Source organism: Mitsuokella apri (genome assembly GCF_051886055.1).
In the GTDB taxonomy this organism is placed as follows: domain Bacteria; phylum Bacillota; class Negativicutes; order Selenomonadales; family Selenomonadaceae; genus Mitsuokella.
In genome coordinates this window covers 1-12,235 of record NZ_JBJEXT010000029.1, presented here as the reverse complement: position 1 = coordinate 12,235, position 12,235 = coordinate 1, and the positions used below count along the sequence as shown (strand labels likewise).

Sequence of the window (12,235 nt, the reverse complement as noted above, 5' to 3'; positions counted from 1 at the left end):
CAAAAATGGTCGGAACGACGGGATTTGAACCCACGACCTCTTCCACCCCAAGGAAGCGCGCTACCAAACTGCGCTACGTCCCGACAACACTCAATATTATAGCGTATTTCACGTCTATTGTAAAGATATAAAATCCATCGCACATATCAGATGAAGTATTCGATGGTATCCTGTGCGGTTTTCTTTGTGCGTTCGTTGAAGAGCAGGACAGCTTCGCGGTCTTCGACGGGGCCGAGGGCGTAGGGCTCGTTTGTCTCGCGGTTGAAGCAGGCAGCCGGCACGATGCGATTGTATTCCTTCGGATGCGCAAGCGTCAGTTCGATGCCGGTGCCTTCAAATTCCTTGGAGCCTTCTGGCACATACCACGGGTCAAACATGTAGATGCCGTTTTTGTCGACACCGGTCAAAAGTGCGTAATGCTCGACTTCGTAGAAAAGGCGCACGACGGCGACACCGCCGCGGTGCAGGGCATCGTTGACGAGACTTTCCTGACTGATGGACACCGCTTTTCCCGAGAGATACTGGCTCGAAAGTGGCAGATTCGTCGCATGGCCAAAGCCATCAAGCCAGTTTGACAGGAACATCATCGCCATGCGGCTCGTGCCCGCGCGGCCCGGCTCCCCTTTGTTGCTGTAGCAGTCGAGGCTGTAGAGCATGACGTTGCGGATGATCTCGGGCGGAATCTCTTCGCGTTCAAAGAGATAACTGACTGCGTTGAGCATCGTCGTCGGGCCGCAGTCGTACTCCGAAAACTGATAACGCAAAGGACTCTTCATATATTTACTCTCCTAATTTCTCTTGCAGCTCAGCGCAGCGAGCCAAGATAACGCACCCCGTTGATGTACGGCGTGCCGCTGGCATTTAAAAAGGTCGCGGTTGAGGCAATGACTTTGCGCAGATAATGTTTGGCATAGCCGCCCGAGAAACTGAACCAGCTGCTCATCGACTGCAGGACAATCGGCGTGCCCGCATCGTCCTGACCGAGATACATCATGACATGGGTGTTGTTCGCAAGCAAAGTCCCCGGACGGCAGGCATAAAGCGCTGTCAATCGTTCATCCTCATTCATGCCGGCAAGGTCGACGACGCGCGGCATGGATTTGGCCTGCTGGTCGGCGTCGCGCGGCAGCTCAATGCCCATACTGCGGTAAACATCCCCGACAAACGAGGAGCAGTCGACGCTGTCGTCAAGGCCGCCCCAGCCGTAGACGTCGCCTAAAAAGCGGAAGCCCTGACGCACGAAATTGTTCTCCGTGCAGGGCAGGAAGCCCTCATGCAGGGTATCGTCAAAAGCAGCCTTGATTTGCTCCGTCCGCAGCGTACCGTTGTCATTTACGGGCAGCAGCAGTTTCTTGTCAGCCGTCAGCGGAATCTTGGCGCCCATCTGGAAGAGCAGTCCCTCGCCATCGGCATTGGCAATGGTCTTTTTATTGGCCGTGACGACGGCAAACGAAGCGGGCGCTGCAAATTTATCCCATTCGGCGCGGCCCGTCTCCGCAAAGTCAGACTTTGCAAGCCAGCCGTCATAAAAGCGCGTGCGCACAAACGAGAATTTCTTATCGTAGCTGTCGAGCAGCACGGCAACCGGCTCGGCAGGGTCAAGAGCCGTAGCCTGCAGTGTATCGTAATGCGTATCACCGGCACTTTCGAACCAGCCCGTCGCTTCCGGCAGCAGGCGCAGATTTGCGCGTCTCGTTACCACGCCATAACGGATATTGGCCGTTTCCGGAATGGCAGAAAGATTGCAGTTTTTGTGCGCAAAGGAATAGCTGTACGAGGTCAGGCCGCTGCCGTTTTTATAAAGGTCCGGCACGGCAGCCGTATCAAAATCACCCAAGGCCTGCACATTTTCAATGCGCTGCCTTACCTCATCAGCAGATACCGTCTCCGGCAGGACCGCTAAATCAGCCAGCGTATCATTGCGGCTGCGAAGCCCTGCATTGACTTCTTTGACCTGTTCCTTTGACAAAATCACTTGGTCGCCGGCAGAATTTCTCTGCGTCCAATAGTCGGCCGTCGCCCGTTCGTCCGTGATTTCCGGCGAAGCCGACGCTGCTTTTATACCCATAGGCAGGAAAAAAGCCAGCAGCAAGGTCAGCAGCAGCGGGATTCCCCTATTCGCGATTTTATGACCGTACTTCAAGACACGTTCCCCCTTCTTACGATTCTTTCTATTATATATAATATCTATTATAGCGCAGAAGGCTCCCGCTGTCATTCTGGATGTTTCAAAGTGTTTTTGCTATAATAAAAACGAGCCGTCACGGCGTGTATCATCGCATAGATACGGCAGTGACGGTTTTTTACTTCCGATTTTTTCAGCACAAAGAAGGTGCATTATGAATATTTTAGAGGAAATCGCCGCCAAACGGCAGCAGTTCAAGGGCAAAAAGAAGCTGGTCTCCGAGGGCGGCATGGTCGTCGTGCCCGATGACTGCGATTTTAACCGGATTCTCGCGGTTGGGGATATCCACGGCAATTTTACGCGCCTGCAGTCGCTCTTTGAGCACATCCCCTACGACCCGCAGCAGGACCTGCTGATTTTTCTCGGCGACTACATCGACCGCGGACCCGAGGTGGCCGAAGTCCTGCAGATGGTCATGAAGCTCAAGGAAAAATTTCCCTATGTCGTCACGCTGACGGGCAACCACGAAGCCATGATGCGCCATTATTTTCAAAATCACAGCATTCGCGAGCCCATGGACCTGCAGCACGGCTGGCTTAGGAGCGGCGGTCAGGCTACATTTGCGAGCCTCAAAAAGGTTTACGAAAAAGACTGCAGCCTCTACCACGAACTTCTGCACTTCGTGCTCTCCCTTGACCATATCGCGGCGGTCGGCGAAACATACCTGTTCACCCATGCTGGTTTTTACTCAAAACTTTCCTATGAAGAACAGGTCGACGATATGCTCTGGCTGCGCGCGGAATTCTACGAGGAATACGACGGCGAACAGACGGTCATTGTCGGCCATACGCCCGTGCAGTGCTTCGACCGCAGCCGCAGCCATCCCCTTAGTTTTCGCAATCACATCATCGACATCGACACCGGCTCCTATCTGCCGGGCGGCCATATCAGCTGTCTCAACGTCCGGAAAATGAGCTGCTGGCAGAGTGATGACGACGATCTGTTCCAAGAAAAAGAATAATTCAGCGCAAAGGAATGTTGCTCTTGCTCACGCGGTCCGCTGCATCCGGAATGCCGAATTCCTGCAGCATGCGGATAAAAGCGGCCTCGATGACCTCAGCGTACTGGCTCGGACCGATGATGATTTCTTCGAGAGCGTCGGCGAGCGGCACGCCCGGACCATCGTCATTTGGTCCTTTGAGCGGCAGTTTGTAGATGATCTGCGGAATGCCGTCAACAACGACAATATCGTGATGCAGATGCCCGCTGGCCGACTCATGGTAGACAAAGCGCCATTCGCGCTCTTCGTTGAAGCCCGGATTCTTGATGGAAAACAGGGACGTCATGAGCATATTGACGAAATACTCGAGGACTTTGGCCGGTTCCCGTGTCTGAAGCTCTTCGAGATGCTGTTCGATATTGTCGAGCATCCAGTCGAAGCCCTCTGTAAACTGCGCCTGTGTCAAGTATTCCACGGGTGTCAGCCGCAGCGGCAGCGGGTCAAGCTGGCCGAAAATGGCTGTCGGCTTCAGGACGACGGCCACGCCGGTCTTGCGGCCATAGGCGCGCCACATCGAGAGCCGGCCCTTGCCATGTTCGCGCGGCCGGTGCTCCGAGACACATGCGAGATACGTATGCGTAATATAACGCTGCTCATTGTTGTTGAGGTCGCTCATCATGGAGTCGAGCACATTTTCGCCCCAATCGAGACGCCTGGCAAGCTGCAAAATGCGCTCGCGGCGGTAGTCGGAGCCATACACCGTTTTATTGAGCAACTGGATGCCGTAATCGATTTCGCGGTAATCGTTCATGCAGGCAGCCGCCCGCATCCAGAGGGCATGTCCCTTGAGGATATTGATGCCCGTGCTCGCGCTCGTGTAATAAGCAAAACGCATCTTCTCGAGCCGCGTCTTTTCCAGGCGTCTGGCGTAAATAGGCTGAAAAATTTTGAGGTATTCACCGAGTTCTTCTATTTTTTCCTTATCCATACCGCACCCCCTGCTCAGAGTCCGAAAATTCATCTGTTCGATGCTTACGCCTACATTATAGCACAAACAGCACATAGATTCGAAAATGCAGCCTTATCAGGATGGTTACGAAGCCTGTCCCGCAAACTGCGTCAAATAAAGGTCCCTGTATGGGCCTTCTTTTTTTATGAGTTCCGCGTGGCTGCCCTGCTGGGCGATATGTCCCTGCTCCATGACGATAATTGTATCGGCATCGCGTATCGTCGAAATGCGGTGTGCGATAATCAGGCAGGTCCTGTCATGCATCAGGCGCGTCATGGCATCCTGAATCTTTGCTTCCGTGCGCGTATCGACATTCGATGTCGCTTCATCGAGAATCAGGATGCGCGGATTTGCGAGGCAGGCGCGGCCGATGGCCAAAAGCTGCCGCTGTCCTTCGGACAGGCTGCTGCCAGCTCCCGTCAAAACCGTCTCATATCCTTTGGGCAGATGGCGAATGAATTCATCGGCATTGGCAAGTTTTGCCGCCCGTTCAATCTCCTCAGTGGAGGCATTTTGTTTCGCATAGGCCAGATTATAATGAACCGTATCCGAGAACAGCACCGTATCCTGCAAAACAATGCCCACGAGGCCGCGCAGGCTGCTGAGCGAATATTCGCGGATGTCTCTGCCATCGAGCAAAATTTCGCCGCTGTCGATTTCGTAAAACCGCATCAGCAGATTGACAATCGTCGTCTTGCCGGAGCCCGTCGCACCGACCAGGGCGATTTTTTTGCCTGCCTCAATCTTCAGATTGAAATCATCAATCACACGTTTTTCTGGCACATATGAAAAATTCACATGGCGAAATTCGATGACATCGCGAGTCCGAACCGGCACTTCCGCGCCGCCCTCCGGCTCACTCTTTTCATCGAGCACGGCAAAAATGCGTTCGGCACCGGCCAGAGCCGTCTCAATCTGCCCGTAAAGCTGGGCAATCTCGTTGATTGGACGCGTGAACTGCTTCGAATAGATGATGAAAGCCGAGATGACGCCGACCGTAATCCAGCCCTTTAGGGCAAAATAAGCACCGAAAACCGAAACGATGACAAAGGAACAGTTGGAAATCATATTCATCAAAGGTCCCATCGAATTGCCGATGCTCTCGGCGCGGATGCCCGTTTTTGTCAAGGCATCCGCGGTCTGCTCGAATTCCTTGATGATGCGCTCTTCCCTCGAATACGCCTTGACCGTGCGCACCGCCGTGACTTTTTCCTCCACCATGCCGTTGAGGCTGCCTAAAAGTTCCTGACGGTTGAGAAAATACTTGCCCATCTTCTTGGCAATCAATTTCGTCGTCAGAACCGTCGCCACGACCGTCAGACAGGTCAAAAGCGTCAAAGGCACGCTGAACGACAGCATGACGATGGCCGTGCCGACTAAAGTCAGCACACCGGCAAACAGGGCGCCGAGCGAGGTCGAGATGACGCTGGCAATATTGTCGGCATCATTTGTCATGCGGCTCATGAGGTCGCCATGGGAGTGCCGGTCAATATAAGAGAGCGGCAGGGTATTGATTTTGTCAAAGAGGTCGCGGCGCAGGCGGCGGATGATGCTCTGACTGAGTCTGGCACTTAGGCGGCCCTGAAAAAAGACCATAACGGCGTACAGGGCACAGGCTGCGAGCATCGAGAGCAGGATGCGGGGCAGCGAAGCATACGCCGCTTCGGCAATCGCATCAATGGCCTGACTCTGGAAAATCGGCGCCGCAACGCCGGCTATGACACCGGCCGTGACGACAAAAGTCAGCAGCAGCAGGCGCATTCTTTCTGCATGAAAGTATGTGAGCAGGCGCAGAAATGTCGCCCTGCGATGTACGGCTTTTTCGACAGGAGCACCGATACGACGGGGACGGCGAAAATAATCTTCTGCTTTTTTTCTTGCTGCCATCAGAGTTCATCTCCCCTCTCGCCCACGCCGAGCTGCGAAGCACAGATTTCCCGATAAACGGCCGAATCCTTTAAGAGTTCTGCGTGTGTCCCCAAGGCCGCTAAACGGCCGCTTTCGAGCACGGCAATGCGGTCGGCGCGGCGGGCCGTCGCGATGCGCTGGGCCACGATGATTTTCGTCAGGGAGCGGCCTTCGGCACGGAGTTTTTCGGTATAAGCGCCAAGTGCCTCATAAAAAGCAGCTTCCGTGCGCAAATCAAGGGCACTCGTGCTGTCATCGAGAATCAGGATTTCCGGCTGACGGACGATGGCGCGCGCAAGGGCCAGCCGCTGACGCTGCCCGCCCGAAAGGCTCATGCCGCCCTCGGCGACTTCCGTATCATAGCCATCCGGCTGCCGCGCGATAAAACCATCTGCCTGCGCAATATGGGCAGCCTCTTTCACCTCGTCAAAGGAGACATCATCCTCGCCCCATGCGATATTGTCGCGGATACTCAGGGAGAAAAGCTCTGTTTTCTGCAGAACCACAGCCATCTTCTGACGCAAATCCTTCAATGGATAATCGCGTACATCGACTCCATCCACCAGCACCTGCCCCGCCGAGGCATCGTAAAAACGCGGCAAAAGCTTGATGAGCGTGCTCTTGCCCGAACCCGTCGCGCCGACGATGGCCAGTGTCTCTCCCCGCTTGACAGTCAGCGAGATATCCGTCAGGACATTTTCCATCTGCGAAGGATAACGGAACGATACATGGTGAAAATCCAAACAGGTATCCGTCTTTTGAGGAATTCCGTGCGGGTATCTGCCATCTTCCAGAACAGGTCTTGTCTGTAAAATTTCCTGCAAACGGCGTTTGGAAGTAAGGCCGCGCGCAAAAAGCTGCAGAATCATCGCGAAGATCAAGAGGCCATTTAAAATTTGTACAATATACGTAAGAGCGGCCATGATGGTTCCCGGGCCAATCAAACCGGCCTGTACATCGAACGAGCCAACGTAAATGACGCCAACCAGTGCCAAATTCAGAACGATATTGACGAGCGGCATCAGCCACGCGATGAGCAGCAGTACTTGAAGCTGTGTCGCCGCCAGATCGTCATTGGCCCTGCCAAAGCGTCGGCTTTCGCGCTTTTCCTGATGATAGCCCTTGATGACGCGCGCACCGCTGATATCTTCCTGCATGATGCCGTTCAGGGCATCGAGCTTCTGCTGCAGCAGCAGGAATAACGGATTGCTCTTCCAAACGACCAGAGAAACCTCGAATAAAACGACCGGAGTGACCAGCATGGCAATGATGCCAAAGTTCAGGTCAAGCGTCAAAAGTGCGGCTGTGCCGGCTATCAGGAAAGTCGTGCTGCGCACGACACTGCGCAGCGCAGAACTGACCATTGCCTGTACCTGTGTCGTATCGCTCGTGATGCGCGTAATCAGGGACCCCGTATGGAAAAAGTCAACCTGTTCCAGTGAAAAGTGCATGATGCGGCGGAAACAATCCTTGCGGATATCGTTGCCAAAATTCTGTGCGCAGCGATTGACGCAGACCGCCCCCATGACGCCGCAAAAGCCGCCGACCAGAACCACCAGCACCATCAAAAGGCCTGTTTGAAGCACAAGCTCAGGGTCCGGCAGGCCGCCACGACCAAGGCCCAGAATGCCTTCGTTGACAATCGAAGCCATCATGCGCGGCTGATAGAGGTCAATGAGTACCTCTGAAATCATAAAACATATGGTAAGCACTGCCGTGCCATAATAAGGCTTAAGATAATGAAGCATAAGCTACCTCGAAACATAAAAATGATATATTTGTATTTTAGCACACGGCGCTAAAAACAGTAATAAAAAAAATCCTGCCGCCCGCAAAAATGCAGGTCAGCAGGATTTTTTCGCAGGGATAGAACTTCCATCCGTTTGGTATCAAAGTTCCGGCGGCAGAATCTCAATCCAGTAATTATCGGGGTCGCTGATAAAGTAGATGCCCATATCCTTATTCTCGAAGCAGATACAGCCCATTTCCTTATGCTTCTTGTAAGCTGCCTCAAAGTCATCCGTGCGCACGGCAAGATGGAACTCATTTTCACCGAGGTTGTACGGCTCCTTGCGGTCATGGAGCCACGTGAGTTCGAGCTCATGCGGCGTCTGGCCGCCATCGGAAAGATACGCGAGCGTAAAGCCCGGCCCCTCGAATTTGCGGACCGGCTTAAAGCCGAGGGCCTCTTCATAGAACTTAAGGCTCTTGTCGAGATTCAGTACATTGAAGTTATTATGTGCAAATTTGAATTTCATTGTTATTTCCTTTCCATTGTCTATTGACAGGATAGTCTCTCAATAACCGAGAGCTTCGCGAATCAGCACGAGTTCACACGCCCCGGCCTGCATCGGTTTTTCCCAGATGATGTTGAGACTGCGGCAGATGCGCTCAGGGCTTTTGCAGTCATAGCAATGGTCGGCCTTGACGGCGCACGGTGTCTTGCGATGCAGCCTTTTGGCATTCAGGGGACTGGCAATGTTGCGTGCGCGGTCGATTGCCGCATGCAAATCCGGAGCGAGCTTGTTCTCGCCGATGACAAAATAAACTTTTTCATGCTTCGTCAGCGTTGCTGCCACGCGATTGCCGCTGCCATCGATGTTGACAAGTTCGCCCGTCTCAGCCACGCCATTCAGCGAAGTAATATAGATATCGGCCAGATAGGCCTTGGCCTTTGCTTCGTCTGCAGGCATGTCCTGACGCCAATGCCAGAACATTTCATTCGCTGGTTTGAGCTTTTCGTAAAGCCCCATTGCCTCGAGTGTCATCGAACCGCCAAAGCCCACGCTCTTGCCCTTGATGGCTTGTGTCAGGTAATCTGCAGCTTCCTCTTTCGTCGCAAAAACCTTCAGTTCGATGCCGCGCCACTTCAGATTCTTCGCCAGTGTCTCAAGATCCATACGGACACCTCCAATCCTAAACTTTCCTAATATATACACATATTCTGCCTATGGTTTCAGTATAGCAGATTCGCCAAGATAGACAAGTATGTACTTTTTTATCCTTTCCTATCCTTTTGGGAACCATTCATCCCGCCATTGCGGCTGACTTTTCAGCCGGCCTGATTCGGCGTATAATAGAAGCGTTGAAAATTTTAGAAACTGAGGGATACCCATATGGAAAAACATTTTGATATCAACGAACAGGGCCTGAGCATCCGCTGCAAGCTGATCTGCAGCGCAAGTGACAAGACGGCGCGTTCCTTCGAGCATATCGCCATCGTCACACATGGTTTTGGCAGCAATAAAGAGACAGCCGGCACGGTCAATTTCGGCGAACATCTGACGTCCAAATACAAGGGCTGGGGCGTCATTGCCTTTGACTGGCCCTGCCATGGCATGGATGCGCGCAAAAAGCTCACCGTTGCCGAGTGCCTGACGTATCTGACCATCGTCACGGAATACGCCAAAAAAGAACTGCAGGCCAAGGACGTCTGCATTTATTCGACAAGCCTAGGCGGCTATCTGACGCTTCGCTATCTCATCGAAGTCGGCAATCCGTTCCGCCGCATCGCCCTGCGCTGTCCGGCCATCCACATGTACGAGACGATGAGCAGCCGCATCCCCGAAGCCGACCACGCCAAACTCAAAAAAGGCAAAGAAATCCAGATTGGCTTTGAACGCAAGATGAAAATCGACCAGTCCTTCCTCGACGACCTCAAATCCTTCTGCCCGCTCGACCACGAGTATTTTGACTTCGCCGACTCCATGCTGATTCTGCACGGCACGAAGGACGAGATGGTCCCGATTGAAGATGCGCAGAAATTCGCCGAGGACAATGTCATCGAATTCATTCCCGTTGAAGGAGCAAACCACCCGTTCCAGAATCCGAATCATATGGCTCTGGCCATCCACAAGATTATTGAATTCTTCCATGAAGATTGAGCATGGACAAGATTAATATCGAGATGGATGTCATGCAAAAAGCCGCAGGGTCCCAAAATTGGACCCTGCGGCTTTTTATAGGCAGATTTTCTCAGCTGCGAAAATTATTCAAATTCAATCGTAGCCGGCGGTTTGCCCGTGCAGTCGTAGAGCACGCGGTTGACGCCTTTGACTTCGTTGACGATGCGGCTCGTCGTCTTCTGCAGGACTTCCCACGGCAGCTGGGCGCTCTCGGCCGTCATGAAATCGCTCGTCATGACAGCACGCAGGGCAATGGCGTAATCGTAGGTACGTCCGTCGCCCATGACGCCGACGCTGCGCATATTCGTCAGGGCAGCGAAGTACTGGCCGAGGTTCTTGACGCCGGCTTTGGCGACTTCCTCGCGGTAAATCGCATCGGCTTCCTGTACGATCTTGACTTTTTCAGCCGTGACTTCGCCGATGATGCGGATGCCGAGGCCGGGCCCCGGGAAGGGCTGACGGTTTACGAGATATTCCGGCAGACCGAGTTCGCGGCCGGCAGCGCGGACCTCATCCTTGAAGAGCAGACGCAGCGGCTCAACGATTTCCTTAAAGTCGACATAGTCCGGCAGGCCGCCGACATTGTGATGGCTCTTGATGACGGCCGACTTGCCGAGGCCGCTCTCGATGACATCCGGATAAATCGTGCCCTGCACGAGATAATCGACAGCGCCGATTTTCTTGGCTTCTTCCTCAAAGACGCGGATAAATTCCTCACCGATGATCTTGCGCTTCTTCTCCGGCTCCGTCACGCCCTTGAGCTTCTCGTAGAAGCGGTCTTTGGCATTGACGCGGATGAAATTGAGGTCATACGGGCCCTCAGGACCAAAGACGGACTCAACCTGATCGCCTTCATCCTTGCGCAGCAGGCCGTGGTCGACGAAGACGCAGGTCAGCTGCTTGCCGATGGCTTTCGAAAGCAGGACAGCGGCCACGGACGAATCGACGCCGCCCGAAAGAGCGCAGAGAGCCTTGCCCTTGCCGATTTTCTTTTTGAGCTCCTCGACCGTCGTCTTGACGAAGGAATCCATCTTCCAGTCGCCCTTGCATTCGCAGACATTGTAGACGAAGTTATGGAGCATCTCCTTGCCCTGTTCCGTGTGCATGACTTCCGGATGGAACTGCGTTGCATAGAGACGGCGCTCCGCATTCTCCATCGCCGCCACTGGGCAGACCGGCGTGAAGGCCGTGACCGTAAAACCTTCCGGCGCTTTGGCGATGTAGTCCGTATGGCTCATCCAGCAGATGCTCTTTTCCTTGACACCTGTGAAGAGCTTCGACTTTTTGCCTTCCTCATTGAGCGTGACTTCCGTCTTGCCGTATTCGCTCGTCGGTGCCGTCTCGACTTTGCCGCCTAAGAGATGGGCCATGAGCTGCGAGCCGTAGCAGATGCCGAGCACCGGAATGCCGAGTTCAAAGAGCTCCGGACTGCACGTCACGGCGTCTTCCGTGTAGACGCTGTTCGGACCGCCCGTCAGGATGATGCCTTTTGGCGCCATCTCGCGGATCTTCTCGAGGGACAGCGACTGCGGATGAACTTCGCAGTAAACATGATTTTCACGCACGCGGCGTGCGATGAGCTGATTGTACTGACCGCCAAAGTCCAGTACGAGAATCATTTCATTTGCAGGCTTGCTCAATTTTTTTCTTCCTTCCTAATTAAAGCAACACGAACAGGACGTATATCCTGAGAAAATTATAGCATAGAGCACGAAAAAAGGAAACGGTTCGCAATGCTCAACGCATGAGCGGGTCTTCCCCATACTCATTATCCCCGCGCTTGCCGCGGATCAGCATGAGGCAGACAATTAAGAGCATGACAAACAGATTGATGGCCTGAACGACTTCTGACTCCATACTGTCCTGAGGCATTCCTTCTACTGCCTTGAAAAGAAAAGGCTGCAGAATACCGGCCACGAGGTACAGGATGGCCAGAGCATTGCCATAACCGAGGTCGTGCAGACGGCGCGTGACCAGCGTATAAATCGAAACAACCTCAATCACCGACACGAGCACGGCTGTACCGTCAGCGAGCATCTTGCTGCCAATCAGGCTGAAGCAGATACTGTAAAACAACATGGCGACAAAGGTGAAAAACACCATGACGCCGAGCATACGCATGATAAACGGTTTGCGGTTGAGGCGTCCCCGGCAGCTGAAGAACTTTTCACGCAGTTCTTCTACATTAAAGTGAGTATTTTTCAGGCCCAATATAATCCCTCTCTTCATTCTATCTGTTATGTAGTGCCTTTTGTCAAGCACCAATTTCTATATCTTTGCCAGAAGGC

Annotated in this window: 11 protein-coding genes and 1 tRNA gene; 2 read left to right on the top strand and 10 right to left on the bottom strand. The window is 53.4% G+C overall.

The genetic code is table 11. The features are described from left to right. Nucleotides 1–6: 6 nt before the first annotated feature. The 3 genes from ACI4OH_RS03605 to ACI4OH_RS03595 form a co-directional block, all read right to left on the bottom strand. Nucleotides 7–83, bottom strand: a tRNA-Pro gene (locus tag ACI4OH_RS03605). Between the two features lie 63 nt (nucleotides 84–146). Continuing rightward, complete coding sequence (locus ACI4OH_RS03600) at nucleotides 147–776, bottom strand: cysteine peptidase family C39 domain-containing protein (RefSeq protein ID WP_432646702.1); 630 nt, start codon at nucleotides 774–776, stop codon at nucleotides 147–149. 29 nt (nucleotides 777–805) lie between these two features. Next, complete coding sequence (locus tag ACI4OH_RS03595; RefSeq protein ID WP_439784194.1) at nucleotides 806–2,143, bottom strand: NlpC/P60 family protein; 1,338 nt, start codon at nucleotides 2,141–2,143, stop codon at nucleotides 806–808. Nucleotides 2,144–2,339: 196 nt separating this feature from the next. Here ACI4OH_RS03595 and ACI4OH_RS03590 point away from each other — a divergent pair, with 196 nt between their 5' ends. Then, the gene (locus ACI4OH_RS03590; RefSeq protein WP_435721969.1) at nucleotides 2,340–3,146 is read left to right on the top strand and encodes a metallophosphoesterase family protein; all 807 of its coding nucleotides are present in this window, start codon (nucleotides 2,340–2,342) and stop codon (nucleotides 3,144–3,146) included. A 1-nt stretch (nucleotide 3,147) separates the two neighbouring features. Here ACI4OH_RS03590 and ACI4OH_RS03585 read toward each other — a convergent pair whose 3' ends face one another. The 5 genes from ACI4OH_RS03585 to ACI4OH_RS03565 form a co-directional block, all read right to left on the bottom strand. Next, nucleotides 3,148–4,113 (bottom strand): DUF2971 domain-containing protein, encoded by a 966-nt coding sequence (locus tag ACI4OH_RS03585; protein ID WP_432646699.1) that lies wholly within the window; start codon nucleotides 4,111–4,113, stop codon nucleotides 3,148–3,150. Nucleotides 4,114–4,218: 105 nt separating this feature from the next. Next, the gene (locus tag ACI4OH_RS03580) at nucleotides 4,219–6,021 is read right to left on the bottom strand and encodes an ABC transporter ATP-binding protein (RefSeq protein ID WP_439784193.1); all 1,803 of its coding nucleotides are present in this window, start codon (nucleotides 6,019–6,021) and stop codon (nucleotides 4,219–4,221) included. After that, nucleotides 6,021–7,790, bottom strand: coding sequence for an ABC transporter ATP-binding protein (locus ACI4OH_RS03575; RefSeq protein WP_439784192.1), 1,770 nt, complete (start codon nucleotides 7,788–7,790; stop codon nucleotides 6,021–6,023). Before ACI4OH_RS03575 ends, ACI4OH_RS03580 begins: the two co-directional genes overlap by 1 nt. A gap of 141 nt (nucleotides 7,791–7,931) precedes the next feature. After that, nucleotides 7,932–8,300, bottom strand: a complete 369-nt coding sequence (locus ACI4OH_RS03570; RefSeq protein WP_435721973.1) for a VOC family protein — start codon at nucleotides 8,298–8,300, stop codon at nucleotides 7,932–7,934. Between the two features lie 39 nt (nucleotides 8,301–8,339). Then, a complete protein-coding gene (locus tag ACI4OH_RS03565; RefSeq protein WP_435721974.1) occupies nucleotides 8,340–8,942 on the bottom strand; it encodes a lactate utilization protein in 603 nt (200 codons plus the stop codon). Nucleotides 8,943–9,158: 216 nt separating this feature from the next. Between ACI4OH_RS03565 and ACI4OH_RS03560 the strand changes: the two genes are divergently transcribed. After that, nucleotides 9,159–9,926 (top strand): alpha/beta hydrolase family protein, encoded by a 768-nt coding sequence (locus tag ACI4OH_RS03560; RefSeq protein WP_432646694.1) that lies wholly within the window; start codon nucleotides 9,159–9,161, stop codon nucleotides 9,924–9,926. Nucleotides 9,927–10,030: 104 nt separating this feature from the next. Here ACI4OH_RS03560 and guaA read toward each other — a convergent pair whose 3' ends face one another. After that, nucleotides 10,031–11,566, bottom strand: a complete 1,536-nt coding sequence (gene guaA / locus ACI4OH_RS03555; protein ID WP_439784195.1) for a glutamine-hydrolyzing GMP synthase — start codon at nucleotides 11,564–11,566, stop codon at nucleotides 10,031–10,033. Between the two features lie 118 nt (nucleotides 11,567–11,684). Next, nucleotides 11,685–12,158: a DUF805 domain-containing protein gene (locus ACI4OH_RS03550; protein WP_432646693.1), complete on the bottom strand. Its 474-nt coding sequence runs from the start codon at nucleotides 12,156–12,158 to the stop codon at nucleotides 11,685–11,687. Between the last annotated feature and the right edge of the window lie 77 nt (nucleotides 12,159–12,235).

Bases quoted from the DNA above. Each gene is read 5' to 3' on its own strand.
- ACI4OH_RS03565 (WP_435721974.1), bottom strand. From the start codon at position 8,942: ATGGATCTTGAGACACTGGCGAAGAATCTGAAGTGGCGCGGCATCGAA.
- ACI4OH_RS03580 (WP_439784193.1), bottom strand. From the start codon at position 6,021: ATGGCAGCAAGAAAAAAAGCAGAAGATTATTTTCGCCGTCCCCGTCGT.
- ACI4OH_RS03585 (WP_432646699.1), bottom strand. From the start codon at position 4,113: ATGGATAAGGAAAAAATAGAAGAACTCGGTGAATACCTCAAAATTTTT.
- ACI4OH_RS03570 (WP_435721973.1), bottom strand. From the start codon at position 8,300: ATGAAATTCAAATTTGCACATAATAACTTCAATGTACTGAATCTCGAC.
- ACI4OH_RS03560 (WP_432646694.1), top strand. From the start codon at position 9,159: ATGGAAAAACATTTTGATATCAACGAACAGGGCCTGAGCATCCGCTGC.
- ACI4OH_RS03590 (WP_435721969.1), top strand. From the start codon at position 2,340: ATGAATATTTTAGAGGAAATCGCCGCCAAACGGCAGCAGTTCAAGGGC.
- guaA (WP_439784195.1), bottom strand. From the start codon at position 11,566: ATGATTCTCGTACTGGACTTTGGCGGTCAGTACAATCAGCTCATCGCA.
- ACI4OH_RS03600 (WP_432646702.1), bottom strand. From the start codon at position 776: ATGAAGAGTCCTTTGCGTTATCAGTTTTCGGAGTACGACTGCGGCCCG.
- ACI4OH_RS03575 (WP_439784192.1), bottom strand. From the start codon at position 7,790: ATGCTTCATTATCTTAAGCCTTATTATGGCACGGCAGTGCTTACCATA.